Source organism: Nocardiopsis sp. NPDC007018 (genome assembly GCF_040635075.1).
Lineage (GTDB): Bacteria > Actinomycetota > Actinomycetes > Streptosporangiales > Streptosporangiaceae > Nocardiopsis.
Map to the genome: position 1 here is coordinate 57973 of NZ_JBEYHA010000005.1, position 24984 is coordinate 82956.

General features: G+C 72.7%; 20 protein-coding genes. 10 read left to right on the plus strand and 10 right to left on the minus strand.

Annotated features, from left to right (window positions below; genetic code table 11):
• The first annotated feature begins 297 nt into the window (after nt 1-297).
• Entirely contained in the window at nt 298-1656 is a 1359-nt protein-coding gene (locus ABZ635_RS04005; protein ID WP_357758534.1) for a PhoH family protein, read from the plus strand.
• A 115-nt stretch (nt 1657-1771) separates the two neighbouring features.
• Here the strand turns inward: ABZ635_RS04005 and ABZ635_RS04010 are convergent, their stop codons facing one another.
• Complete coding sequence (locus ABZ635_RS04010; protein WP_357758536.1) at nt 1772-6694, minus strand: hypothetical protein; 4923 nt, start codon at nt 6692-6694, stop codon at nt 1772-1774.
• Between the two features lie 460 nt (nt 6695-7154).
• Between ABZ635_RS04010 and ABZ635_RS04015 the strand changes: the two genes are divergently transcribed.
• Both ABZ635_RS04015 and ABZ635_RS04020 read left to right on the plus strand, forming a co-directional pair.
• Nucleotides 7155-7826 (plus strand): transglycosylase SLT domain-containing protein, encoded by a 672-nt coding sequence (locus tag ABZ635_RS04015; protein ID WP_357758538.1) that lies wholly within the window; start codon nt 7155-7157, stop codon nt 7824-7826.
• Nucleotides 7827-7883: 57 nt separating this feature from the next.
• On the plus strand, nt 7884-8537 hold the full coding sequence (locus ABZ635_RS04020; RefSeq protein WP_357758759.1) for a lytic transglycosylase domain-containing protein: 654 nt from the start codon (nt 7884-7886) through the stop codon (nt 8535-8537).
• 126 nt (nt 8538-8663) lie between these two features.
• Here ABZ635_RS04020 and ABZ635_RS04025 read toward each other — a convergent pair whose 3' ends face one another.
• From ABZ635_RS04025 to ABZ635_RS04045, 5 genes are all read right to left on the minus strand, one after another.
• Nucleotides 8664-10523 carry a serine/threonine-protein kinase gene (locus tag ABZ635_RS04025; protein WP_357758541.1) on the minus strand — a complete coding sequence of 620 codons (1860 nt, stop codon included), beginning with the start codon at nt 10521-10523 and terminating at the stop codon, nt 8664-8666.
• Between the two features lie 201 nt (nt 10524-10724).
• Nucleotides 10725-12116 carry a class II fumarate hydratase gene (locus tag ABZ635_RS04030; RefSeq protein WP_357758544.1) on the minus strand — a complete coding sequence of 464 codons (1392 nt, stop codon included), beginning with the start codon at nt 12114-12116 and terminating at the stop codon, nt 10725-10727.
• Between the two features lie 147 nt (nt 12117-12263).
• Complete coding sequence (locus ABZ635_RS04035) at nt 12264-12833, minus strand: DUF1707 domain-containing protein (RefSeq protein WP_357758761.1); 570 nt, start codon at nt 12831-12833, stop codon at nt 12264-12266.
• A gap of 130 nt (nt 12834-12963) precedes the next feature.
• A complete protein-coding gene (locus tag ABZ635_RS04040; protein ID WP_357758547.1) occupies nt 12964-13398 on the minus strand; it encodes an RNHCP domain-containing protein in 435 nt (144 codons plus the stop codon).
• 3 nt (nt 13399-13401) lie between these two features.
• Nucleotides 13402-13785, minus strand: coding sequence for an RNHCP domain-containing protein (locus ABZ635_RS04045; protein WP_357758549.1), 384 nt, complete (start codon nt 13783-13785; stop codon nt 13402-13404).
• Between the two features lie 386 nt (nt 13786-14171).
• Between ABZ635_RS04045 and ABZ635_RS04050 the strand changes: the two genes are divergently transcribed.
• Together ABZ635_RS04050 and ABZ635_RS04055 are read left to right on the plus strand one after the other, a co-directional pair.
• Nucleotides 14172-15098 carry an ABC transporter ATP-binding protein gene (locus ABZ635_RS04050; protein WP_357758763.1) on the plus strand — a complete coding sequence of 309 codons (927 nt, stop codon included), beginning with the start codon at nt 14172-14174 and terminating at the stop codon, nt 15096-15098.
• Nucleotides 15095-15916 carry an ABC transporter permease gene (locus ABZ635_RS04055; RefSeq protein ID WP_357758552.1) on the plus strand — a complete coding sequence of 274 codons (822 nt, stop codon included), beginning with the start codon at nt 15095-15097 and terminating at the stop codon, nt 15914-15916. Before ABZ635_RS04050 ends, ABZ635_RS04055 begins: the two co-directional genes overlap by 4 nt.
• 83 nt (nt 15917-15999) lie before the next feature.
• On the opposite strand, the gene ABZ635_RS04060 is transcribed toward ABZ635_RS04055, so the two are convergent.
• Nucleotides 16000-17778: a hypothetical protein gene (locus tag ABZ635_RS04060; RefSeq protein WP_357758555.1), complete on the minus strand. Its 1779-nt coding sequence runs from the start codon at nt 17776-17778 to the stop codon at nt 16000-16002.
• Between the two features lie 154 nt (nt 17779-17932).
• Complete coding sequence (glpX, locus tag ABZ635_RS04065) at nt 17933-18958, minus strand: class II fructose-bisphosphatase (protein WP_357758557.1); 1026 nt, start codon at nt 18956-18958, stop codon at nt 17933-17935.
• 296 nt (nt 18959-19254) lie between these two features.
• Here glpX and ABZ635_RS04070 point away from each other — a divergent pair, with 296 nt between their 5' ends.
• Together ABZ635_RS04070 and ABZ635_RS04075 are read left to right on the plus strand one after the other, a co-directional pair.
• The gene (locus tag ABZ635_RS04070) at nt 19255-19866 is read left to right on the plus strand and encodes a TetR/AcrR family transcriptional regulator (protein WP_357758766.1); all 612 of its coding nucleotides are present in this window, start codon (nt 19255-19257) and stop codon (nt 19864-19866) included.
• Between the two features lie 123 nt (nt 19867-19989).
• Nucleotides 19990-20580, plus strand: coding sequence for a DUF4245 domain-containing protein (locus ABZ635_RS04075; protein WP_357758560.1), 591 nt, complete (start codon nt 19990-19992; stop codon nt 20578-20580).
• 102 nt (nt 20581-20682) lie between these two features.
• Here the strand turns inward: ABZ635_RS04075 and ABZ635_RS04080 are convergent, their stop codons facing one another.
• Complete coding sequence (locus tag ABZ635_RS04080; RefSeq protein ID WP_357758563.1) at nt 20683-21654, minus strand: 4-hydroxy-3-methylbut-2-enyl diphosphate reductase; 972 nt, start codon at nt 21652-21654, stop codon at nt 20683-20685.
• A 294-nt stretch (nt 21655-21948) separates the two neighbouring features.
• Between ABZ635_RS04080 and ABZ635_RS04085 the strand changes: the two genes are divergently transcribed.
• The 3 genes from ABZ635_RS04085 (at nt 21949) to ABZ635_RS04095 (ending at nt 24348) form a co-directional block, all read left to right on the plus strand.
• On the plus strand, nt 21949-22608 hold the full coding sequence (locus ABZ635_RS04085) for a hypothetical protein (RefSeq protein WP_357758566.1): 660 nt from the start codon (nt 21949-21951) through the stop codon (nt 22606-22608).
• Between the two features lie 157 nt (nt 22609-22765).
• Nucleotides 22766-24109 (plus strand): exodeoxyribonuclease VII large subunit, encoded by a 1344-nt coding sequence (xseA, locus tag ABZ635_RS04090; RefSeq protein ID WP_357758569.1) that lies wholly within the window; start codon nt 22766-22768, stop codon nt 24107-24109.
• Entirely contained in the window at nt 24106-24348 is a 243-nt protein-coding gene (locus ABZ635_RS04095; protein ID WP_357758572.1) for an exodeoxyribonuclease VII small subunit, read from the plus strand. The genes xseA and ABZ635_RS04095 overlap by 4 nt, the downstream gene beginning before the upstream one ends.
• Nucleotides 24349-24390: 42 nt before the next feature.
• Here the strand turns inward: ABZ635_RS04095 and ABZ635_RS04100 are convergent, their stop codons facing one another.
• Complete coding sequence (locus tag ABZ635_RS04100) at nt 24391-24954, minus strand: DUF6542 domain-containing protein (protein WP_357758769.1); 564 nt, start codon at nt 24952-24954, stop codon at nt 24391-24393.
• Nucleotides 24955-24984: the final 30 nt, after the last annotated feature.

Below are 24984 nucleotides of genomic sequence, written 5' to 3' on the forward strand. Positions count from 1 at the left end.
TCCCGACCCCTGCCGCCTCCGCTCCGCGGGGCGCGCCGTGCCTGTCCACGGCGGGCCCGTAACGCGGAGTTCACCGGATGGTGGGCACGGGACCTGGAAAACGGGCTCGAGGGCGCGTAGCGTCGACAGCAGCGGATGGCGTTCGCCCATCCGTTCGGGAGGCCCCGTCTCGTTGATCTTCTCCGCCCCGGCGGGATATCGAAGAGGAGGGCCGGACCCGGCCCTCGTGGGCCTGGTCCCGGTCCTCCATGATCCCGTGACAGCAGGGCACCCGTGCGGTGCCCAAGGGGAGAACGAGTGGCTAGTTCCTCGACCGATCACCGCGACACCCAGCCCCCCACCGCCCCCGAAGCGGAGGTAGGAGAGGGCACGCGCGTCTACGTGCTCGACACCAGTGTCCTGCTCGCCGACCCGATGGCCATGGCCCGGTTCGCCGAACACGAGGTCGTGATCCCCGTGGTGGTGATCACCGAGCTGGAGAGCAAGCGTCACCACCCGGAGCTCGGGTACTTCGCTCGCAACGCCCTGCGGCGGTTGGACGACCTCAGGGTCGCCCACGGCCGTCTGGACGTGGCCGTCCCGGTGAACGACCAGGGCGGCACGCTCCGGGTGGAGCTCAACCACAGCGATCCGTCGATCCTGCCCGCGGGTTTCCGGCTCGGGGACAACGACACCCGTATCCTCACGGTGGCCCGCAACCTCCAAGCCGAACGCGAGGAGGAGAGTTCCGTGGTCCTGGTGAGCAAGGACCTGCCGATGCGGATCAAGGCGTCCTCGATCGGTCTGCCGGCCGACGAGTACCGGGCCGAACTCGCGATCGAGCACGGGTGGACCGGGATGGCCGAGCTGGACGTGCCCGCCCACAACATCGACGAGCTGTTCTCCGCCGGGGAGAGCGAGATCGAGCAGGCCAGGGACCTGCCCTGCCACACCGGTCTGGTCCTGGTCTCCGAACAGGGCAAGGCGCTGGGGCGTACGCAGGCGGACAAGTCCGTGAAGGTGGTGCGCGGGGACCGGGACGTGTTCGGTCTGAAGGGGCGCAGTGCCGAGCAGCGGATCGCCCTCGACCTGCTCACCGACCCGGACGTCGGCATCGTCTCGCTGGGCGGGCGCGCGGGCACGGGCAAGTCGGCGCTGGCGCTGTGCGCCGGCCTGGAGGCCGTCCTGGAGCGCGCCCAGCACCGCAAGGTCATGGTGTTCCGTCCGCTGTACGCGGTGGGGGGCCAGGAGCTCGGCTACCTGCCGGGGACCGAGAACGACAAGATGACGCCCTGGGGTCAGGCGGTGCACGACACCCTGTCCGCCGTGACCAGTGAGGACGTGATCGAGGAGATCGTCGACCGGGGGATGCTGGAGGTCCTGCCGCTCACGCACATCCGGGGCCGCTCCCTGCACGACGCCTTCGTGATCGTCGACGAGGCGCAGTCCCTGGAACGCAACGTCCTGCTCACCGTGCTGTCCCGGCTGGGCGAGAACTCGCGGGTGGTGCTCACCCACGACATCGCCCAGCGCGACAACCTGCGGGTGGGCCGTCACGACGGGGTCGTCGCGGTGATCGAGAAGCTCAAGGGCCACCCGCTGTTCGCGCACGTCACGCTGACCCGTTCGGAGCGCTCGCCCATCGCCGCCCTGGTCACCGAGATGCTGGAGGCCTAGGGACCGGGACTCGGGGCCGCAGGAGTGCGCGCGCCCGCCCCACACCGTCGTGGGGCGGGCGCGCCCGCCGGTACCCGGTTCCGTCCGCCGGGCACGGCCGTCTCGTGCCGCCGACCTAGCGCAGGCGCGCCAGGTACTGACGGACCCGCCGCAGCCGGGTCAGGCTGGCCTCGTAGCGGGCGCCCACGAACAGCAGTAGCGCGCCGACCACGGCGAACGGCAGCCAGTTGGGCGTCATCTGGCCGAGCTCCCACAGGGGCGGGCCGAAGGCGCGCAGCGACGTCACCAGCAGGGCGAGGCCGCCGAGGGCCAGGGCGGCGGAGAGCCGCTGGCGCAACCCCCACACCACGACCGCCAGACCGACCGCCAGCACGGCCGGGACCCGCCAGACCAGGGCGTCCTCCGTGAGCACCTCCCACACGGTCGGGCCGAGCAGGAGCGCCAGGCCTCCGGCGTACGCGAGCCAGCTCGACGGAGGCTCGGCGGACCGGCGCGACCACTCCCCACCGATCGCCAGGAACGCCAGCGCGGGCGCGGCGGTGTACGCCTCGGGGACGGTGACCTCCCACGACGCCAAGGCGGTCCACAGCGCGGCGAACATCAGCACGGCGCCGACTCCCGCGTACCACCGGCGGCCGGGCCGGACCGCGCTGGCCAGGCTGATCACCCCGACCACCGCCAGGGCGGCGGCCACCAGCTCCAGACGTCCGCCGTGGAACACACTGAGCAGCAGAGTGACGGCGGCCCAGCCCGCCGCCGGAACCTCCGCCGCCGTCACCAGGGGTGCGCGCAGGCGGGGGGCGACGGCGGCCACGGCGGCGACCACGGCGAGCGGGCCCAGCGCCGCGTACTCCAGCGGGGCGCCCAGGAGCAGCGGGACCGTGAGGGCGAACCCGCCGGTGGCCGCCGTGGACACCGAGGTCGACGCGACCGCCACGAAACGGGTCCGGGCCAGCGCGGTGACCACGGACAGGACAGCGGCGGCGGCCAGCAGGACCGCGACCGTCGCGTGTCGCTCGGACAGGGCCCAGCCGAACGCGAGCGCGAGGACGGCCGCCCCGGACCACCACGGGAGCAGGGCGGCCCAGCCGTCCCTGAGCAGGGCCGCTCCGACCAGCAGCGGTGCGCCGACCGCGAGGGTCAACGGAAGGGCGACGAGGAAGGGCAGTCCCAGCACCACGGGGACGGGGACCAGCGCCACCGGGACCACCAGGGCGGCGGTGCGTACCAGGAGTGACCGGTCCACGAGAAGGGCGGCCAGCAGGGCCAGGGACCCGGCCGCCAGCAGCCCCAGGGCGCTGGCGAGCGCGTCCGCGGCGCCGGTGGGGCCGGGCACGCCCAGGAACGCGTGCGCGGGCTCCGTCAGGGCGGAGAGCGGGGCCCCGCCGAGGGCGTGAGACCGGGAGAACGGGGCCAGGACCGGGAGCGCGCGGGAGACCGCCACCACGGGGGCCAGCGCCAGCAGGGCCGCCCCCGCCCAGCCGAGGGCGGTCCCTCGCACGGAGCCATCCCCGCCCCGCACGGGCGCGCGCCCCGTGCGGCCCAGAGCCAGCGCGCTCGCCCCCAGGACGAGGGCCGTGGCCCCCAGCAACCACCGGGGCACCGGTCCGGGGTCCCCTCCGGAGACCGAGGCGGCCAGTAGGCCGAGGCCCATGGCGAGGGTCAGGGCCCAGGCGGCCGTGGTCAGCCCGTAGGCGAACGCTCCTGGGGAGCCGTCGGTCCCGGGCGCGCGGCGCCGGTGCTGCAGGACGGACACCAGGGTGACGACGGCGAGTGCCAGGAGCACCGCCAGCGCCGTGTGCTGCTGGGGGAGCGACCAGCCCAGCGCGAGCAGGAGCGTGGCCAGGCCGGTGGCACCCGCCAGAGGTGCGGAGGAGGTGCCGGACCGCGCGGCCCACAGGAACAGGGCGGCGCCGACCAGCACCGTCCACACCACCGCCACGAGGAACGGGGCACCCAGCAGGACCGGCAGCGGGACCAGCGTGAGCGGTGCGGCCAGGGCGGTCAGGGGCCCGGCCAAACGACGCTCGAACAGGAGCGCCGAGCCCAGGGAGAGGGCCCCGAAGCCGAGCAGTCCGGCCGCCGTGAGCAGGGCGGTCAGGGTGTCCGAGGGGACCGGCAGCCCCACCAGCGTGCTCGCGGGCGCGCCCACCGCCGCGAACGGCGCACCGAACACCGCACCCCCGGGGCCGAGCGCGGGCAGGGTCGGCAGACGCAGTGCGCCCGCCACCGGCGGGACGGCGGCCAGCAGGACGAGCCCCGTCACACCGAGGGCCGACGCCGTGCCGTCCGGGCGGCGGTCCGCGCGGCCGAGGACCAGCGCGGTCGAGCCGAGGGCGAGCGTGACGGCGCCCAGCAGCCACCACGCGGCCGTGCCGGAGGCCCCGCTGACGGCCACGGCGACCAGGGCGGTCGACGCCAGCGCGAGGAGAGCGGACCAGGCGCCGGCCGTGAGTCCGCGCACGAGCGCCGTGGCGGGCACCCGGCCTCCCCGGTCGGTGGAGGTCGGGCCCCGGTGGCCCCACGCCGAGACCGCCACGGCCACGGACGCCACGAGCAAGACGGTCAGGGTGGCGTGCCGTTCGGGCAGCGACCAGACCAGTGCGAGCACCACGGTGGCCGGACCGGCGGTCCCGGGGAGCCACGCCACGGCAGCGCCGACCCGGGGGGTCCACAGGAACAGGGCGGCGCCGATCAGGGCCGCCCACACCACCGCAGCGAGGAACGGCGCGCCCAGCAGCACCGGCAGCGGCACCAGGGCGGTCGGCGCGACCAGAGTCGTCGCCGCCGTCAGGCAGCGGCGGTCGACGACGGCCACCAGACCCAGCACCAGGGCCCCGGCGAACAGGACCCCCAGGGCCGTGCCCAGCGCGGTGAGGAGGTCGGCGGGCGCGGGCGCGCCGAGCAGCGTGTGCGCCGGACCCCACACCGACCCGGTCGGCGCCGACCACGGTGCGGTCCCGGGAAGCAGGGGCAGCCCCGGGCCGTCGCCGGGGAGCGCCAGCAGCGGCGCGGCCGGGAGCAGGGCCAGCCCCGCCAGGGTGAACAGCCAGCGCGGGTCCGAGGGGGAGCGGTCGTCACCGCGCACGTGCGCGCTCGGTGCCGGGGCCGGGACCCGGCCCAGGGTCAGGGCGGTGGCCGCGCACAGCAGCGCGGCGGCGGTCAGCATCCACCACTGGGCCTGCGCCGTGCCCTCCGCGCCCCGGTTCCAGAGCAGGAAGGCGGTGCCCGCGATCAGCGCCAGGGCCCACAGCAGCGCGCCGCCCAGGTACAGGGTCGCGGCCCGGCCGCCCGGGGCGGGGCGGCCCTCGGCGGCCGAGAACACACGTGCGCCGACCGTGCACACGAGCGCGGTGGCGGCCAGCATGAGCACGGCCGCGAGGGTCGTGTACCGCTCGGGCAGAGCCCAGATCAGGCCGGTGACCAGGGTGAGCGTCCCGGTGACCACGGGGACCGCGCCGGCCCACCGGCCGTGCAGGGCCGAGCCCAGAACCAGCGCGCCGCCGAGGACGAGCGCCCACACGACCGTCACGACCAGGGGAAGGCCGAGGAGCAGCGGAGGCGCCAGCAGGGCCGCGGGGGCGACCAGGGAGAGCAGAACGGGCAGGGAACTGCGGAGCAGCAGCCGGACCACGCCCAGGGCGAGCGCCGAGGCGGCCAGGACACCGGCCAGGTACACGAAGGAGAGCGGCGGCAGGGTGCTCGCCCGCTCCAGCCCGAGCAGCTCCACGGCCGGGAGGGTCATCGCGGACGGCTCCAGGCCCCACGGCGCCGTCGTGGGACGGGGCAGGACCGGCAGGTGCGCGGGCCCGGCCACGAGCGGCGCCAGCGCCAGCGCCGCCAGTCCGACGACCGAGGACGCGGAGTGCGCGTCCCGGGCCCGCGTGGACCCGGCGGGGTGCCACCGGTGCAGCAGCAGCCCCGCGACCCCCGCCAGGAGGAGAGTGGTCGCCAGCGACCACCAGCCCAGGGGGTCCCGCCCGGGGGAGGAGGGGGCGACGACGAGCACGGACACCACCGTCACGACCAGGACGAGGACCCACAGCACCACGGCGGCCGCGCGCAGTGTCCGCACCGGGACGCCGGGACGGGGCGCACCGAGGAACCGCGCGGCCACGAGGTCGGCGAGGGCGGTGGCGGCGACGACCGGCAGCAGCCAGCCGGGGTTGCCGTCGCCGGGCAGTGAGACGACCAGCAGCACCGGTACGGGCTGAGCGAACAGCACGGCCAGGACTCGGGGCGTGCGCAGCGGCACCAGGGCCGGGTACAGCACCAGGAGCGCGCTCATGACCGCGAGGGCGGCGGCCGTGTACCCCGGACCGTTGGCGGTCCGGTCGCTCAGCAGCCACAGGGCGAGCGCGTCGACGCAGAGCAGGGCGGCGGCCACCGACCCGAAGGTCTCGGCGGTCGCGCGCAGGCCGCGCCGGTGCAGCGGCAGGGCCAGCCCGGCGAAGGACAGGGTGGTCGCCCCGAGCACGGCGGCGCGGGCGCCGGTGCCCATGTCGCTCCACGTCCAGATGGCGAAGACCAGGGCGGCGACACCGATGAGGAGGCCGCCCAGGCCGAGGATGACGTTCTGGGCCGAACGTCGGCTGACCTCGGCGCCGCGCTCCGCTTCCGGGGCCGACCGGGGCCCCGGCGCGGGACCGGACGGTGTCCCTGCGGCGGGGCGCGGCGCGGACGGAGAAGGGCCGGAACGCGGTGCGGACGGGACCTCGACCACGACCGGCGCCTGGGCCCTGGCCCGTTCGGGGATCGGCGGGGGAGGGGCGGGAGCGGCGGCCAACCGGCGGACGCGCTCGTCGGACTCCCACCGCAGACGGCCCAGCACCTGGGAACGCTCCTGGACGAGCACGCGCTCGCGGCCGTGCAGCGTCGACAGTTCGGCGTCGATCCACCACAGGCGCTGCGCCGTGGGGCCGACCAGGCCGAGACCGCAGTTCGGACACTCCGGGCCGGAGGCGCCGAGCGGTGCCGCGCAGTCGGGGCAGCGGCGCGGTGCTCCCGGCGAGGGGTGGGGGAATCCGTGGGCGTGCATGTCCCCCATGCTGTCCGCCGGTCCGGCGGCGTACATCGGTACGCGTACTCAGTCGCGCCGTGCCGGGGCCGTTCCTCCGGTGACTCCGGTCTCTCCCTGGTGGTGCGGAGACGAGGGCCACAGGCCCGGACGTCGTGTCCGATCCTGACTCTTGGTGTTCCCTTGCAGGTCACAGGCGCGCGAAGCAGGCACATTCCGTCATGTGAGTCAGGGCACAGTAAAACTGGCGTTACTTCATCGTGACGATGGTGCAGGCTGAGTTGCGCTGCACAGAGAATCCCCCCTCCCGTGTGGGAGCCCCGCCCCGTGGTCGGTCGAACGGCGAGTCCGTCCCCACCCCGGCGGTGACGACGGGCCACGCGGTCCCCAGGCGGCGACCCACACCACGCGACGCCCCCGGGCACGCGTGCGTCAACGTGAAAGGGCGATCTTGATAGTCAACCGGATCTCACTGCGCCAGATGAGCGCGGTCGGAGCCGCGGCGCTGGTGGCGGGCGGCATGTTCACCGTCTCGGCCTTCGCGCGGACCGGCGACCTCGACCCCGGCGCGGCCGCCTCGGCGGCGACCCCCGTGAAGCAGCCCCAGGCGCCCCAGGAGGAGTTCTTCGCGAGCCCGCCCCCCGTGGACGACGCCGAGCTGGAGAACCAGCGGGAACGCGTCCGTGAGGACGTGCGGGCCGCGGCCGACCAGGCCGTCCAGTCCACCAGCGGCACCGGAGCGGAGATCGCCGAGCCCGAGCCGGAGCCCGAGGAGGAGACCCCCGACTCCGGTTCCTCCGGCGGCTCCGGTTCCACGGGGGGCTCGGCTCCCACGGCCCCGGTCCCGGCGGGTTCCGCCAAGGAGATCGCCCTCCAGATGGTGCTCGACCAGGGTTGGGAGGCCGACCAGTTCCACAACTGCCTCGAACCGCTGTGGCAGAAGGAGAGCGGCTGGAACCACACGGCCCAGAACCCGAGTTCGGGCGCCTACGGCATCCCGCAGTCCCTGCCCGGAAACAAGATGGCCTCGCACGGCTCCGACTGGCAGACCAACCCCGCCACCCAGATCTCGTGGGGGCTGAGCTACATCAAGGACCGTTACGGCAATCCGTGCGGCGCCTGGTCCCACTCCCAGGCCAACAACTGGTATTAATAGGTTTTTCCCTGCCCTTAACCCCCTTTTGGGAAGGCGATCGTGCTACTCAACCGAATGTCGCTGCGGAGTACCGCGGCGGTCGGTGCGGCGACCCTGGTCGCCGGTGCGACCTTCGCCGTCTCCGCGTTCGCGGACGACGGTGTGGACCCGGACGTCGCGGCCAGCGCCGCCGTACCCCGGTCCGAGGAACCCGCTGCCGACACCGGAACCGAGGGCGACGAGTTCTTCGCGGCCTCGGAGCAACTCACCGAGGACGAACTCCTCGCGCTCCGCGCCCAGGCGCAGACCGAACGAGACGCAGCCAAGGGCCAAGGGGTGCAGTCCACCCAGGCCAGCGGCAGTGACATCGAGGAGGAGGTGGAAGAGGAGGAAGAGGAGGAGACCGAGGACACCCCCGTGTTCTCGGGCGACCCCAAGGGCATCGCCCGTCAGATGGTCGCGGCCGAGGGCTGGAGCGCCGACCAGTTCGACAGTTGCCTGGAACCCCTGTGGGAGAAGGAGAGCAACTGGAACTACCAGGCGCAGAACCCGAGTTCCGGCGCCTACGGCATCCCCCAGTCGCTCCCCGGCGACAAGATGGCCTCCCACGGCTCGGACTGGCAGACCAACCCCGCCACCCAGATCTCGTGGGGCATCAGCTACATCAAGGGGCGCTACGGCACCCCGTGTGAGGCCTGGGCCCACTCCCAGTCCGTCGGCTGGTACTAGGGCCTGTTGGCCCTAGTACCCACCACCGGTTCGTCCCCCGGAACCACACGACGGCCCCGCGCATCCCGCGCGGGGCCGTTCTCGTGGTCCGAAACCCTCCGTCAGACCGGTCCGAACCCTCCGGGTCTACTTGTGGGGGGTGAAGGTCTCGATGACGTCCTCGTGGATGTTGTCGAAGTCGCCCGACTCCTCCCGGGGCACGTTCACACTCACCAGGTAGAAGACCCGGTGGTCGCCCTGCTCCATGACCACCGCGTACGCCCAGAGCCGCCGCTCCGACTGGCCCCAGTTGGTGTTGACCAGGTCCGCCTCGACCATCGCGACGTCCAGACCGGCCAGTCCGCCCTCGAAGTCGTCCCGGTCGAAGTCCTCGGTGTCGCGCACCTCGTAGCCGCTGGTGGCGTCCTCGATGTCGGTGCCACCGTCCGACTGCTCCAGGAACTCGGCGGCGGTACCGGTGAACTCGGTCTCCTCCCAGCCCTCCACCATGAGTTCGTGCTCCATACCGGGGGCCACGAACAGGGCGATCGAGTCGGCGATCTGGCTGTCGTCGGGGGACCAGCCGCCGGGGTAGGACACCGTCAACCACTCGGAGTCGAAGGTCTGGAGCTCGTCCTCGTCGTACTCGGGGGGAGTCCCGTCGACCCGCACGCTGCCGCCCGGACCGGTCAGGTGCTCCTCGCGACCGTCCGACCGGCCGGGTTCCTCGGTCACGGAGGAGTCGCCGGGGTCGGTGCTCGTCCCCGATCGCGCCACCAGCGCCACCACGAGCCCGCCGACCAGCAGCAGGGCCAGAGCGAACGTGCCCACGGCCAGGGCCGCGCGCAGACCGCCGCGGCGGCGCGGGGCCGGGGCGCCGCCCCCGTGGGCCACCGACGCGTGGGGCCCGCCGTGGCCGCCGTATCCGTGGCCGCCCTGGTCGTACCCGTACCCGCTGTTGTGTGGGTACCCGCCGTCGTGCCCGTGGCCGCCCTGGTCGTGTCCGTACCCGCCGTCGTACCCGAACGCCGCGGCACCGTGCGTCTGGTGCCCCTGGTCGTGCCCGGAGGGGGAGCTCCCGTAGTAGCCCTCGCCGGAGGGGTAGGGGGTCTGCGGGCCGCTCGCGGCCGCGCCAGCCACAGCCCCGGCAGCTCCGGCCGCACCGGCAGCTCCGGAGGGCGGCACGTCACCGCCGCGGCACCGCCGGAGCAGGTCCAGCGCCCGCTCCACGGTGAGCCGCCGGTCCGGGTCGCGCTCCAGCAGGCCCGTGATCACCGGCTCCAGCCACGCCGCCCGCGTCATCGGCGGGAGCGGGGCGGAGATCACCGCGGCGATCGCGGCGGTGATCGAGTCGCGGCGAAACGGCGAGGAGCCCTCCACGGCCGCGTACAGGGTCACGCCGATGCTCCACAGGTCGCCCCGGTGCTCGGCCGGTCCGCCCTCCAGCCGCTCGGGCGGCATGTACTCGGGCGAACCGATCAGCGCGCCGGTCCGCGTGATGCTCGGACCGCCCTCCATGGTGGCGATCCCGAAGTCGGTGAGGATGACCCGCCCGTCGGACGACATCATGATGTTGCCCGGCTTGATGTCCCGGTGTAGGACCCCCGCCGCGTCCGCCGCGCGCACGGCCTGGAGCAGTGACTCCGCGATGTCGGCGACCTCCTCCGGCGGCAGGGCGCCCGCCTCGCCGAGCAGGTCCTGGAGCGAACCCCCCTCGACCAGTTCCATGACCACCCACGGGTCGTCCTCGAACTCGAACACGTCGTGGATGGTGATGACGGTGGGGTGGTTGATCCGCGCGGCGGACTGCGCCTCGCGGCGGACCCGCGCGTGCGCGTCGGCGCGTTCGGCGTCGGTGAAGTGGCCGGGGAGCAGGACCTGTTTGATGGCCACGACCCGGTCCAGGGCCGTGTCGTGGGCCTCCCAGACGATCCCCATGCCGCCTCGGCCGAGCTCCCGGCGCAGGACGTAGCGGTTCGCGATGGTCGGCTGGCTGTTACTCGACATCTGTCGCCCTCTCGGAGCGGGCTCTGTACGGGAAGTTCCAGTGGGTCCGACGCCCCCGGAGGGGGGAAGGTTCCGGTGGCCGGGCCCTGGGAAGCGCGCCGGAACGGTGGCGTCGGCGACGGCGCGGGGGCCGGTGGCGCACGAAGGGGGCACCCCGCGTCCGCGAGGTGCCCCGTGGGTCCGGCCGACCCGCGCCGACGACTACTGCTGCGAGTTGGTCATCTTGAGCACGTCGAGGGCCGCGTCGAGCTGCGCCTCGGTGAGCTTGCCGTCCTGGACGTAGCCGCGCTCCAGCACGACCTCGCGGATGGTCTTCTTCTCGGCCAGCGACTGCTTGGCGACCTTGGCGGCCTCCTCGTAGCCGATGTACCGGTTGAGCGGGGTGACGATCGACGGGGAGGACTCCGCGTACACGCGGCACTGCTCCTCGTTGGCGGTGATCCCCGCCACGCAGCGGTCCGCGAAGACGGTGGAGACGTTGGCCAGCAGGCGGATCGACTCCAGCACGTTGCGCGCCATCATGGGCAGCTGCACGTTGAGCTCGAAGTTGCCGGAGGCGCCGCCGAAGGCCACCGCCGCGTCGTTGCCGACGACCTGCGAGGAGACCTGGAGCATGGCCTCGCACAGGACCGGGTTGACCTTGCCGGGCATGATCGACGAACCGGGCTGGAGGTCGGGGAGGAAGATCTCGGCCAGGCCGGTGGTCGGGCCCGAGCCCATCCAACGGATGTCGTTGGCGATCTTGCAGTAGCCGACCGCGATGGTCCGCAGCTGGCCGGAGAGCTCGACCAGGGCGTCACGGGCGCCCTGCGCCTCGAAGTGGTCGCGGGCCTCGGTCAGCGGCAGTCCGGTGTTCGCGGCGATCTCGGCGATGACCCGCGCGGAGAAGCCCTCCGGGGTGTTGATGCCGGTGCCCACGGCGGTGCCGCCCAGGGGCAGCTCGGCCACGCGCGGCAGGACGGCCTCCAGGCGCTCCACGCCGTACCGGACCTGCGCGGCGAACCCGGCGAACTCCTGGCCCAGGGTGACGGGGGTGGCGTCCATCAGGTGGGTGCGGCCGCTCTTGACGATCGAGGCGAACTCGACCGACTTGCGGGTGAGCTCGCCCTCCAGGTGGCGCAGCGCCGGGATGAGCTCGTTCTGCACGGCCGAGGTGGCGGCGATGTGGATGGAGGACGGGAACACGTCGTTGGACGACTGCGAGGCGTTCACGTGGTCGTTCGGGTGGACGTCGAGGCCGGTGCGCTCCTTGGCGACGGTCGCCACGACCTCGTTCGTGTTCATGTTGCTGGAAGTGCCCGAACCGGTCTGGAAGACGTCGATCGGGAACTCGTCGTTCCACTTGCCGTCGGCGACCTCCAGGGCGGCCTCGCGAACGGCCTTGCCGAGGTCGTCGGAGATCACGCCGAGCTCGGCGTTGACCTTGGCGGCCGCGGCCTTGATCTGGCCGAGCGCGGCGATGTGGGCGTTCTCCAGCCCCTGGCCCGAGATCGGGAAGTTCTCGACGGCACGCTGGGTCTGGGCCCGCCACTTGGCCTCGGCCGGGACCCGGACCTCACCCATCGAGTCGTGCTCGATACGGAACTCACTCATTGCAACCCATCTCTCCTGGGAAAACCTGTGACCTCAAGCCTGCCAGACGCGGCAGGTCACGGCGCACCTCACCCTGGGTTCCCGGTGTTGTCCGTGTCATGTTGACATCCGCGCAGGTCACCGATGCCGGGCCGGTCAGGTCGGGAGTCAGCCCCGGAGCTGGCGGCGGGCCCTGGGCAGGGCCGCCAGGAAACGGCGCCGGGGAGCCCGCACCCGCACCGTCCCGAACAGGCAGAACCCGTCGATCTCCAGGACCGGGGGGTGGGACATCGAGCTACGGCGGGCGTTGGTGCTGCGCCTGCCGAGGAACGACCACCCCTTGACGCGTACCTCCACGCCCTCGGGGACGTCGATCACCACCCTCCCGAGGAAGGTGCTGACCGTCATCCGGTGGTGGTTGCGGGTGAGCAGCGCCTCACGCATGTCGATCTCGGCGCGTCCGCACACCGCCCCGGCCTGTTCGTCGGGGAGCGCCACCCAGCGCCCCCTCCGGGTGAGGGTGGTGAACCAGCTGACCATCGGTTCGGGATCGAGCTGGAGGGGCTGTTCCCCGGCGGGCAGGAGGTCGGCGGTGACCTCCGGAAGGTCGCCCAGGGTCCGGGCCGCCTCGACGCGCTCCAGCCGTTCCACGAACTCCTCCATGTCGATCCGGCCGTCGGCCACGGCGGAGCGCAGCACCTCGCTGACGCGTTCACGGTCGCTGTTGGAGGCCCTCATACGGGCGGGGGAGATGTCCTCACTCACACCGTTCAGCCTAGGCGAGCGGTGTTCCCGGCGGCGGCGCGTGAACGGGGCGGCGTGACCGGGACAGGCCCGGCCCCCGCCCCGGTCACGCGGACACCCCTGGTCAGAGGTGCGTCAGTGCCCTCCTCGCCGGGGCGGACGAGGCCGAAAGCGGCCGCACGGCGATCCGCATCAGGGCGCGGGCGTTGTCGTCGCCCGCGACCCGGTTGGCGCTGAGCTGACCGCACGACAGACAGCGGTGCAGCATCAGCCACTCGCCGTCCGCGCGCGTGCTCACCCCGGCCGCCTCCATGCGGCCACGGCAGTCGGAGGCCCGGTCACCGGGGACCCGGCCGTCCACGTGCAGACTGGTGAGGCAGTGCGGACAGTGGTTGCGGTGCGCGGTACCCGGAGCACGCATCGGGACGTCGAGCCGGCAGTGCGCACAGCGGAACGCCCCCTGGTCCCGGCCCTGGCGGTCCCGTTCGCCCCGGGCCCGCAGGACGGTCTTGGGACGCTGGCGCCGGAGTCGCCCGTGGCGGTGGTTGCCGCGGCCCACGGCTCACACCTCCCCGAACATGTCGAGCGGGAACGGCGGCTCGGCGAGCGGGCGCACCGCGATCCGCATGAGCGCCAACGGGTTGTCGTCGGCGGCCGCGGCGCTCTCGGAGAGCTCGTCGCAGAGCACGCAGCGGTGCACCAGACGCCACCCGCCGTCGCGGGCGACGACCACGGAGATCGGTGTCATTCTCCCCGCGCAGTCGCTGGGCCCGTCCTCGACCTGGTCGTGGACGTGGAGTGAGGTCAGACAGCTCGGACAGTGGTCACGCGGGGTGCGAGCGGGTTCGGAAACGGAGACGGACAGGCCGCAGAACACGCAGTCGAAGCCGACGCGCGCGGAACGGACGGAGGTGGTGGTACCGGGGGTGAGTTCGTAGTGGGACAACCCGGAGGCTCCTTGCTGGAAAGAACGGAAGTCGACAGCAAGAGCGCCGAGCGTGTCTCGACGGTGGGCGGGTTCGTTCAGACGTCCGAAGGGTGTCGGGGCAGGCGGAGACCCGCGCGGCTGTGAGGCGCGCTCGGCGCGTTCCGGGGCATGGACCTCAGTCCTTCTTCGTGCGTGGGCCCGCGCCCGCGCGTCCGTGTTCGGTACCTTCCCCACCACGGTAGACACGGCCCGCCAAGCCGCGCAACGGGTTTTCCGCGCCTGTGGACCACCGGCCCGAAGGACCGGCACGAGCCGATAAACGATGGATTTTCGGCCGGTCCGCTGCCTACCGTGTCCCCATGACCACACCAGAGCCCGGCCGGGCCGTCCCGGGGAGTTCCGCCATGAGCTCCCACGGGACCACCGCCGTGCCGGCCCTGCACCTGCGCGGCGTCGTCAAGCGCTTCGGCCCGATCACGGCCGTCGACGGACTCGACCTGGAGGTGCCCCAGGGGATCGTCCTCGGCCTTTTGGGGCCCAACGGCGCCGGTAAGTCCACCACCATGAAGATGCTCACCGCACAGGCCATCGCCGACGAGGGCACCATCCGCATCCTCGGCCACGAGGTCCCCGCCGAGTCCAAGTGGGCCCGGGCCCGCATGGGAGTCGTCCCCCAGCACGACAACCTCGACGAGGAGCTCACGGTCGAGCAGAACCTCCGCATGTTCTCGTTCCTCTACCGGGTCCCCCGGGCCCGACGCAAGGAGGCCATCGCCCGCACCCTGCGCCTGGCCCAGCTCGGTGACCGCGGCGACACCCCCGTGGACGACCTCTCCGGTGGCATGCGCCGCCGCCTGCTCATCGTCCGCGCGCTCCTGCACCGCCCCGAGCTGGTCCTCATGGACGAGCCCACCGTGGGGTTGGACCCCCAGGTGCGCCAGGAACTGTGGGGCGTGATCACCGCCCTGCGCGACGAGGGCGCCACCGTGCTGATGTCCACCCACTACATCGAGGAGGCGGAGCGCCTCTCGGACGAGGTCGCGCTGATGGCCGGGGGCCGGATCGTCGAACGCGGGGTCCCGGCGGACCTCGTGGCCAAGTACGCGGGTACGAGCGTCGAGGAGTACACCCCCGGCCACGACGGGATGGCCGCACTGGAGGACCTGGTGAACGGGCACGGCCTCACCACCCGCCGCACCGGGACCACACTGTCGGTCCTGCGCGCCGAGGAGCTTCCGGAGTCGCTCCGGGACCGCCTCGGCACCCCGGTCCGCAGGGAGAGCAACCTGGAGGACGTGTTCGTGACCCTGACCGGGGAGGCCGTCGAATGAGACCGTCACAGCGCCACGAGGACGCCCGCCCCGAGCGGCACGCCCGGCCCGGGCGGTTCGAGGCCGACGCCGTCCGGGGCGTGGTCGCCCGCGAGTGGATTCTCTACGGGCAGTCCTGGCGGGCCACCACCTTCGCCGCCGTGGTCGAGCCCACCGTCTACCTGCTCTGCTTCGGCTTCGGCATGGGCGCCCTCATCGGCACCCTGGCCGGGTACAGCTACATCGACTTCCTCGGCACCGGGATCGTCGCCGTGTCGGTCATGTTCCAGTCGATGATGCCCGCCGTCATCAACACCTTCATCAAGCGCCGCTTCCTGCACACCTACGAGGGCATCCTCGCCGCCCCCGTGGACGTGCGCGAACTGGTCACCGGAGAGGCCCTCTGGCTGGCCATGAGATCGGGCGTCTACGGGTGCGTGCCGCTGCTGGTGGCGATCGCGTTCGGCCTGAAGCCGGGGCCGGGCATGCTGCTGGTGCCGTTCGTCGCCTTCCTCGCCGGGTTCGCGTTCGCGCTCTTCGGTATCTGGATCTCGGCGGTGATCACCTCGGTGCGCTCCATGGACTACGTGTTCAGCGGCCTGTTCACACCGCTGTTCCTCATGGCGGGCACCTTCTTCCCGCTCACCCAGCTCCCCGACTGGATTCAGAAGGCCGCCATGATCAACCCCCTCTACCACGCCGTCGAGCTCATCCGGGGGGCCGTCTTCGGCGGGCTGGACGCCCTCGGAGCCCTCACCCACGTCGGCGTGCTGCTGGCCTTCGTGGTGCTGATGTGGAACCTGGCGGCCTTCCAGATGGGCCGCAGGGTCGTCGACTGACAGCGGACTCCGGGAACGACGACGGCGCGGGAGGGTCGCCCCTCCCGCGCCGTCGGGCCGCCCACGGGTCCGTTGCCCTGAGGTCAGTCCCGGGACGTGTTCCCGCTCGGCGCCCAGCGCAGCTCGACCACGGCCCGCTGACCCTCGTCGGCCACGCTCACCCCGACGCCGACGGCGCCCCACTGACCGGGCGATTGCACCTCCTCCTGGGTCATGACCTCACGCAGGTCGAAGTACCCGGCCAGCACGGCGTCGTCCAGGTCCTGCATGGTCTGCTGGAAGACCGGGTCCTCGGCCAGCTGGCCGGAGCCGACGTCGCCGTAGGTGGCCACCACGGTGTCGCCGTCCGAGGTCACCTCGGGCATCGGACCGACGGAGTAGGGGCCGCCCATGGCCTCTTCCAGGAAACCCTCGATCGCCCCCTGGTCGCCCTCGACCGCGCGGTACGAGAAGGACGGCTCCGAACCGAAACCGATCTCCTGGAAGTCGCCGATACCCAGGGCGGTGGAGCTGCCCAGCAGGGAGGTGAAGCCGCCCGGAAGCGACGCGCCGACCGAGTCGAAGAAGGACTCCATCTCGCTGCGGTCACTGTCGTTGAGGAAGGGGAGGTCGTCGTTCTCCCAAGCGGTGCTCAGGGCCTGGTCCATGCCGCTTCCGGCGAAGGCCATGCCGGTGCCGGAGGGCAGGCCGCCCATCGCCTCCACGCTCGCGCCCGGCGCGTCCGCCAGCCAGGTCAGACCCTCGTCCTCCACCTCGAAGCCGAAGACGTCCATCCGGGCTTCGAGGTAGTCGCCGTCCACTCGAACGGAGGCGGTCATCCGCCCCTCGACGGAGGCGTCGACGCCCGTACCGAACTCGGCGGCCACACCCTGTTCCATGTTGCTCAGCTCGCTGAACCTGCCCAGGTCCATCCAGGCCAGGCCGATGCTGCCGCTGGGCACGTTGCCGAGGTCACCGGTGTAGGTGTCGTTCGACTCCAGGTCGCCGTGGGACGACATCTGGTTGTTGTACTCGCTGATTCCCTCGGCGTTCACCGCGATGACGGCGAAGTCGTCGACGATCTCGTAGTCGAGCCTGCCGTCCCGTTCGAGCTCGCCCAGGGTCTCCTCGGCGCCGGCGGCGTCGGTGATCGCGATCGCGAGCGCGAGGGCCATGTCGCCCTCCAACGCGGTGTCCTCGTCGGACGCGGGCCAGAAGGCGATACCGGCCTTCTTCCCGATCCACTCCTGCACCTCGGACCTCTTCGCGTCGAACTCCTGGGAGAACGCCTCGGCGAAGACACCCGAGGTGTCCTCGTCCACCTCGCCGGTCTCCTCGGTGATCTCGTCGGGGAGCTTCAGGGAGAAGCTGATCAGGTCCATGATCTGGGAGCCGTTGACATCCAGGTCGACCTTGCCGAAGGCCACGGAGTTGCCGGGCAGGACCGACTCGGGCTGGGGCCCGCCGCCGATCAGCGAGGCGGCCGCCCACAGGGTGCCGCCCATGACCACCACGGCCACACCGGCCGCGGCGGGGATCAGCCACTTGCGGCCGCCGCGCGAGGGAGGCTGGCCGGGACCACCCGGACCCATCGGGGCACCGGGACCCATGGGAGCACCGGGGCCCATCGGAGCGCCCGGGCCGCCCGGTCCCATGGGGGCGCCGGGGCCGCCGTGGCCCATCGGTGCGCCCGGACCCTGCGGGGGAGGACCTCCGGCACCCGGGAACTGCTGGCCCGGACCCTGCGGGGGGTACCCCTGGCCCCCGGGCTGCTGGTGCGGGGCGAAGTGCGGTTGGCCGGGGCCCTGCTGGTGGGGGTATCCCTGGCCCGGCTGCTGTGGCGGCTGCCACTGGGGCTGCTGCGAGGGATCTGGGTAGGACATCGGACCTCCGACGAGGGTGTTCAAGGGGACTGGTGCGGGCGCGGGGCCAACGACGTGTCTGATGCGGACGAACACGGAGTTGTTCACCGGCAACCACAAGAGAACACCGGCGGCGCACCGCCCGTGAGGACGGTGCGCCGCCGGCGCGCGGGGTCTACTCCGGGGCGGAGGTGAGGTCCACGCCGCTGTACGCGGACAGCTTGCTCAACCGGTGCTCGCTGCGGACCTGGCGGACGGTGCCGCTGCGGCCGCGCATCACCAGCGAGTCGGTGGTCACACCGGTCGACTCGTACCGGACCCCGCCCACCAGCTCGCCGTCGGTGATCCCCGTCGCGGCGAAGAACACGTCGTCCGAGGAGACGAGGTCGTCGGTGTACAGCACGCGGTCCAGGTCGTGCCCGGCCTCGAGAGCCTTCTGGCGCTCCTGGTCGTCCTTGGGCCACAGGCGGCCCTGGATGACGCCGCCCAGACACTTCATGGCGCACGCGGTGATGATGCCCTCGGGCGTGCCGCCGATCCCCAGCATCAGGTCGACACCGGTACCCCGGCGCGCCGCCATGATCGCCCCGGCGACGTCGCCGTCGCTGATGAACTTGATCCGGGCGCCCGCGTCGCGCACGTCCTGCACCAGCTGCTTGTGGCGCGGACGGTCCAGGATGACGACGGTCACGTCCTGGGGCGACTTGCCCTTCGCGCGGGCCACGGCCCGGATGTTCTCGGCGGGAGAGGCGGCGATGTCCACCACCTCCGCCGCCTCCGGGCCGGTCGCCAGCTTCTCCATGTAGAACACGGCCGAGGGGTCGAACATGGTGTTGCGCGGGCTCATCGCGATCACCGCGATGGCGTTGGGCATGCCCATGGCGGTCAGGGTGGTGCCGTCGATCGGGTCGACCGCGACGTCCCAGTCGGTGCCGCCGCCGTCGCCGACGCGCTCACCGTTGTAGAGCATGGGCGCGTTGTCCTTCTCGCCCTCGCCGATCACCACGGTGCCGTTCATCGACACGGTGCTGATCATGTGGCGCATACCCCGCACCGCGGCGCCGTCGGCGCCGAGCTTGTCGCCCTTGCCGACCCAACGGGCTGCCGCCAGCGCGGCGGTCTCGGTGACGCGGACCAGCTCCAGCGCGAGGTTACGGTCGGGCGCCGAGTGCTGCGCGGACGGGCTACTGGACTGCGACATGGACGTGACACCTTCCGTCGGGAAACAGGGTGGGGTTCCCTCTTAGGGTAGTCACCCGACGTGACCTCCGTTTATCCCGGCCGCGCGTTGCGGGTGCGGGTGGTCGGGTATCACGGGGCGCGACGCGGCCCGTAACATCGTGCACCTGTACCGGATCGGCCACGGTGTGGCGGTCCCGGCTGCCGGGAGGGCGGTCGTCAGGCGCGCCGGTCGCGTCGAACCCGCCGCCCCGAGGCGGCGGGGAGCCCCCGTGGTCTCCCAGGACGCGGGGACCGGACAGGAGTGAGGGCGTGACAGTGGACAAGACGGACAAGCCCGCGCGGGTCTCCCCGCGCGGCGCGGCCACCCGCAGTGCCCTGCTACAGGCGGCGGCCCAGGTGTTCCGCACGGTGGGTTTCGCGAAGGCCGGGGTGAGCGAGGTCGTCTCGGTCGCCGGCGCCAGCGTGGGCAGCCTCTACCATCACTTCACCGGCAAGGCCGACCTGTACGTCGCCCTGTACGAGGAGTTCCAGCAGCGCCAGCAGGAGCGCACCCACCAGGCGGTCCGCGACGCGCGCTCCGAAGGTGAGAGCGATCCCACACGGCTGATGAACATCGCCGCGCACGCCTACCTGCTCGGCTGTATCGAGGAGCGCGACACCGCCCGGCTGTTCTTCAGCGGCGACGGCCCGCCCGGGTTCGACCATCAGCTGCGGTCCCGGCTCACCCAGTGGACCGACCGCAACGTGGCCCTGTTCCGCAAGGCGGACGAGCCCGTGGACGAGGCGCTGCTGATCGTGGTGAGCGGTTCCATGCTGCTCGCCGTCGCCGAGGTCGTGCGCCGTGACGACACCGACGCGCACCGGCTCGCCGACGCGATCACCGGTCTGCTCACCGAACTCGAACCCCGCCACCGCCAGCGGGACTGAGCGGTGCGAGGGAGCCCCGGGGCCCAGCCCCGGGGGCTCCGGGCCGGGTCGGGCACCCGCGCACACCGTCTAAGCGCACCCCAGGTCGAAGCGGCCCGGGACCTGCGGCAAGCTGGTTCTGTCATGAGTTCATACAGCCGGGCCAACGCCACCTTCAAGAACTACGCCATCTCCCTCGGGGTGGTCCTCGCGATCATCCTGGTGATGGCGTTCGTGGTCTCCACGCGATCGGGCGAACACATCCCCGAAGTACAGTTCCGCCCGGACATCGAGGTGCTCAGGAGCAGCGCCGAGTATCCGGTGACCGCCCCCGACGAGACCCTGCCCGAGGGCTGGACCCCCACCAGTTCCTCCCTGGACCTGACCGGTCCGGTCGAGTGGACCGTGGGGTTCGCCACCCCCAAGGACAGCCACGCCAGGCTCACCCAGAGCGACGCCGACCCGGACACCGTGGTGCGCGACGGTGTCCGGGACGCCGAACCCGTGGGCACCGTCATGGCGGGAGACCGGGAGTGGGAGCACCTGGAGTCCGACGACTGGGGCGCGCTCGTGCTGCGCGAGGAGGGCCGGACCGTGGTCATCGCGGGCAGCGCCGGGGTCGACGAGTTCGCCGAGCTCGCCGAGCACCTGGAGACCTTCCCGGTCCCGGAGCCAGAGGACACCGACGCGGTCGATGACGAGGCCGGGACGGACACCGGGGACACGGACTCCTAGGGCGTGCGACCGCCCTCTTGGGGCGCGTGACGGCCCCGACACGAAGGGCCCCGCCGAACCAGCTCGGGTTCGGCGGGGCCCGCGTCGTCGGGGACGGCGCGACTACTCGGCGCGCAGGTCCCGGCGCAGCTCCTTGGGGAGCGAGAAGGTCAGGGTCTCGTCAGCGGTCGTCACGGGGCTCACCGAGCCGAAACCGTGCCCGGCCAGCTTGTCGAGCAGCTCACGGACCAGGATGTCGGGCACCGAGGCGCCGCTGGTCACGCCCACGGTGGTGACGCCCTCGAGCCAGGCGTCGTCCATGAGGGTGGCGTTGTCGATCAGGTACGAGGCGTTCGCCCCGGCGTCCAGGGCCACCTCGACCAGGCGCACGGAGTTCGAGGAGTTGTCCGAGCCCACCACGATGACGAGCTCGCACTCGGGCGCCATCGCCTTGACGGCGTCCTGGCGGTTGGAGGTGGCGTAGCAGATGTCGTCGCTGGGCGGGTCGAGCAGGTTCGGGAACCGCTCGCGGAGCGCGTCGACGGTCTGGTTGGTCTCGTCCACCGAGAGGGTGGTCTGGGACAGCCAGGACACGTTGTCCGGGTCGCGGACCTCGACCTTGTGCACCTCGTCGGGGCTCTCCACGATCTGGATGTGGTCCGGGGCCTCACCACTGGTGCCCTCGACCTCCTCGTGGCCGATGTGGCCGATGAGGATGATGTCGCGGTCCTCGGCGGCGAAGCGCTGGGCCTCCTTGTGCACCTTGGTGACGAGGGGGCAGGTCGCGTCGATCGTCTTGAGCTGGCGGCGGTGGGCCTGCTCGTGGACGGCCGGGGAGACGCCATGGGCGGAGAAGACCACGATGGCGCCCTCGGGCACCTCCTCGGTCTCCTCGACGAAGATCGCGCCGCGCTCCTCGAGGGTGCGCACGACGTGCGTGTTGTGCACGATCTGTTTGCGCACGTAGATCGGGGCGCCATACTGTTCCAGTGCCTTCTCGACCGTGATGACCGCCCGGTCGACTCCGGCGCAGTACCCCCGGGGGTTGGCGAGAAGCACGCGGCGTTGGTTCGTGGCAGTCGTCGTCGCACTCATGGGACACATCCTAGGTGTGATCCGGGGCCGTGGGTCCGGGTGTGGCGAAGGGCACCGGTACGGGTGGTCGGGGGAGGCGCCGCAGGCAGGTGACGTCGGGGGGTCGAACCCGCCCCTTCAGGCGCCGAAGTGGCGAAATCGTTCACTTCCCGCCCGCTCAAGCTGTTACTCCCTCCTCTATCCTGGTTCACCATCGCATCTGTTATGAGGCGGTTCGCCCTCAACTCGGCCTTGCCTTGTTCGCTGGACGCGCGCCGCCGGCCCAACGCCGAGAGCATCAGGAGCCCCCGTCCTATGTCGAACCCGACCATCGTCACGAAGCTGACCACCCTCGTCAGGGGCATCTTCGGGCGCAAGGACCCGGTCGTCACGACCGTGCAGGACCCCAAGGACGAGACCCCCGCCACCGAGGGCGCGGAGCAGACGGAGCGGGCCGAGGCGCCCGCCGAGGTCACCGCCGAGACCGTGTCCGAGGTGAAGCCCTCCGCTGACAGCGCGGACACGGCCGACGCCGCCGACAAGGCCGAGGACGAGCCCGCCGGGACCCCGGAGGCGCCCGAGGGCGACCAGCCCGCCGAGGCCCCGAAGGAGACCGCGGCCGAGGGCGCTCCGCTCGTCGAGGAGCCCCGGGACGAACCCTCCGTCCCCGCCACCGCCGACGTCCCCGAGGACGGCACCGCCCTGGCGGAGGAGATCGAGGTCGCCGAGGCCCACACCACGGTCGCCAGCGACGACGTCCTGGAGCGGGTCCGCAAGGAGGCCGCCCCCGCCGCCGAGGACCTCGCCGTGCCCACCTACGACGAGCTCACCCTGCCGTCCATCCGGGCCCGTCTGCGCAAGCTCACCATCGAGCAGGTCCGCGACCTGCGCGCCTACGAGGTCGCCCACCAGGGCCGCCCCGAGTTCATCAAGATGTACGACAACCGCATCGCCAAGCTGGAGTCCGAGGCCTGAGCCCGCGCGTGCCCCCGGCCGACCCCCACGGGACCGCCGCCCCCGTGCCCGCCCCGGAGACGCTCCCACGGCCCCCCGCCCCGGGCCGTGCCGTCTCCGGGGCCGCGCGGCCCCTCCTTCACCGAACTGTCCGCGCCCTGGCCTAGGCTCGGTGACCATGGGCATGGAGAGTTCGGCGGAGTCACCGCAGCCGGTCAGGACCGTACTCCAGGCGGTCGGCGGCTGGATCGACCGGCTGGGAGCCATCTGGGTCGAAGGGCAGATCGCCGAACTCAACGCGCGCGGCCGCATGGTCTACATGACGCTGCGCGACCCGGTCGCCAACGCCTCCATCCGGGTGCTCTGCGAGACCTCCGTGCTGCGCCGCCAGGAACCCTCCCCGGGTCCGGGCGACCGGGTGGTCATCCACGCCAAACCCGACTTCTACCAGCTCAAGGGCACCTTCTCGCTGCGCGCACGGGAGATCCGGCACGTGGGGATCGGCGAACTCCTGGCCCGGCTCGAACAACTGCGCCGGACCCTGACCGCCGAGGGCGTGTTCGACCCGGCCCGCAAGCGACCGCTGCCCTTCCTGCCCACCACCGTGGGCCTGATCTGCGGCCGCGACTCGGCCGCCGAGCGCGACGTGCTGGAGAACAGCCGCCGCCGCTGGCCCGCCGTGCGCTTCGAGGTGCGCCAGGTGGCGGTCCAGGGCGACCGCGCCACCCGTGAGGTGATCGAGGCCCTGCACGACCTGGACACCCGCCCCGAGGTCGACGTCATCGTCATCGCCCGGGGCGGCGGCTCCATGGAGGACCTGCTGCCCTTCTCCGACGAGGCGATGGTCCGCGCGGTGGCCGCCGCGGCCACCCCCGTGGTCAGCGCGATCGGCCACGAGCAGGACGCGCCCCTGCTCGACCACGTGGCGGACGTGCGCGCCTCCACCCCCACCGACGCCGCCAAGCGCACCGTGCCGGACGTGGGGGAGCAGCTGGAGATCATCCGCCAGCTCCGCGACCGGGCCCGCAGGGTGATCCGGGGTGGTGTCGACCGCGAGCTGGCCTGGCTGGCGAGCGTGCGCTCCCGCCCGGTCCTGGCCGACCCGGTCCGGGAGACCGAACGCCTCACCGAGCAGGTGCTGGAGCTGCGCGACCGCGCCCGCCGGAGCCTGACGGCGTCGCTCGACCGGGCCGCCGACACCCTGGTCCACACCGAGGCCCGGCTGCACGCGCTCTCCCCGGCCACCACGCTGGCGCGCGGCTACGCGATCGTGCAGCGCGAGGACGGCTCCGTGGTCCGCTCCGCGGCCGAACCGGCGGTGGGGGAGACCCTGAGGGTGCGGTTCGCCGAGGACGGCCTGCGCGCCACCGTCGACGCCCTGGACACCGAGGGGGAGGCCTCGGGAGAGGCACCGGCGGCGGGGAGGAGCGCACCGGCCGCGGCGGGAGCGCGCGGCCGTAAGAGGAGGGCGGCGCCCGCCGCAGACGACACAGCAGCCACCACCGAGGGGGAGCAGGCATGACCGACCAGGGCGAGGCCCCGGAACTGAGCTACGAGGAGAGCCGGGAGGAGCTGAACAACGTCGTCCGCAGACTGGAGTCGGGCGGCCTCACCCTCCAGGAGTCCCTGGAGCTGTGGGAGCGCGGCGAGAGGCTGGCGCGCGTGTGCGAGCACTGGCTGGAGGGCGCCCGCGCCAAGCTGGCCGCCGCCGTGGACGAGCGGCGCGCCGACGAGCCGGGGGACGACGACGCCCCCTTCTGAGACCGGCCGGAGCCCGGGGTCCCGGGTTCGGGGGCGCGGGGTCTACCTGCGGCCGTTGAGTTCGTCGCCGAGGTCGCGCAGGTTGCCGGGCAGGCCGCGGAAGACCGCGACCACGAGCACCAGCGCGGTGCCGAGGAACAGCCACGGGGCGACCTCGGCCAGGCGGGAGGCCAGGCCGAGGATGAGGACCCGGGCGAACCCCTCGTTGCCCAGGGCCAGCACGCTCTCGGCCGCGACGACGGCGACGAAGTAGGCGATGGGCGGGCTCACCGACAGAGAGAGCAGGTCGCCGGGGCGGACCAGGGCCGCCGTGACCAGGCAGGCGAGGGTGAAGGCGAGCCCTGGTGCGGCGGGGGTCGAGGTCAGGTGGGCGATCATCGTCCCGGCGAAGCTGAACACGACGATGAGCAGCACCCCGCCCCGGCCCGTGAGCCGTGGCGGGCGCCAGGCGGCGGTGGCCTTCGGGTGACTGTGTGCCGTCCTGTTCGGGCCCGGGTGGCTGCGCGGGGCCCTGGCCTCGCCCTTCGCCTCCCGGCCGCGACCGTTGGACCGCACGAAGTACGGGGCTTGTCCGGGCTCCGGACCGTCCGACTTGCGCGGGGGCATGGTCGTGCGCCTCCCCAGTTTGTTACTCAC

Excerpts from the sequence above, each read along its gene's own strand:
- ABZ635_RS04060 (WP_357758555.1), bottom strand. The coding sequence starts at position 17,778 with ATGTCCTACCCAGATCCCTCGCAGCAGCCCCAGTGGCAGCCGCCACAG.
- ABZ635_RS04075 (WP_357758560.1), top strand. The coding sequence starts at position 19,990 with ATGAGTTCATACAGCCGGGCCAACGCCACCTTCAAGAACTACGCCATC.
- ABZ635_RS04095 (WP_357758572.1), top strand. The coding sequence starts at position 24,106 with ATGACCGACCAGGGCGAGGCCCCGGAACTGAGCTACGAGGAGAGCCGG.
- ABZ635_RS04055 (WP_357758552.1), top strand. The coding sequence starts at position 15,095 with ATGAGACCGTCACAGCGCCACGAGGACGCCCGCCCCGAGCGGCACGCC.
- ABZ635_RS04100 (WP_357758769.1), bottom strand. The coding sequence starts at position 24,954 with ATGCCCCCGCGCAAGTCGGACGGTCCGGAGCCCGGACAAGCCCCGTAC.
- ABZ635_RS04030 (WP_357758544.1), bottom strand. The coding sequence starts at position 12,116 with ATGAGTGAGTTCCGTATCGAGCACGACTCGATGGGTGAGGTCCGGGTC.
- ABZ635_RS04080 (WP_357758563.1), bottom strand. The coding sequence starts at position 21,654 with ATGAGTGCGACGACGACTGCCACGAACCAACGCCGCGTGCTTCTCGCC.
- ABZ635_RS04085 (WP_357758566.1), top strand. The coding sequence starts at position 21,949 with ATGTCGAACCCGACCATCGTCACGAAGCTGACCACCCTCGTCAGGGGC.
- ABZ635_RS04015 (WP_357758538.1), top strand. The coding sequence starts at position 7,155 with ATGAGCGCGGTCGGAGCCGCGGCGCTGGTGGCGGGCGGCATGTTCACC.
- ABZ635_RS04010 (WP_357758536.1), bottom strand. The coding sequence starts at position 6,694 with ATGCACGCCCACGGATTCCCCCACCCCTCGCCGGGAGCACCGCGCCGC.
- ABZ635_RS04025 (WP_357758541.1), bottom strand. The coding sequence starts at position 10,523 with ATGTCGAGTAACAGCCAGCCGACCATCGCGAACCGCTACGTCCTGCGC.
- xseA (WP_357758569.1), top strand. The coding sequence starts at position 22,766 with ATGGGCATGGAGAGTTCGGCGGAGTCACCGCAGCCGGTCAGGACCGTA.
- ABZ635_RS04035 (WP_357758761.1), bottom strand. The coding sequence starts at position 12,833 with ATGAGGGCCTCCAACAGCGACCGTGAACGCGTCAGCGAGGTGCTGCGC.
- glpX (WP_357758557.1), bottom strand. The coding sequence starts at position 18,958 with ATGTCGCAGTCCAGTAGCCCGTCCGCGCAGCACTCGGCGCCCGACCGT.
- ABZ635_RS04020 (WP_357758759.1), top strand. The coding sequence starts at position 7,884 with ATGTCGCTGCGGAGTACCGCGGCGGTCGGTGCGGCGACCCTGGTCGCC.
- ABZ635_RS04050 (WP_357758763.1), top strand. The coding sequence starts at position 14,172 with ATGAGCTCCCACGGGACCACCGCCGTGCCGGCCCTGCACCTGCGCGGC.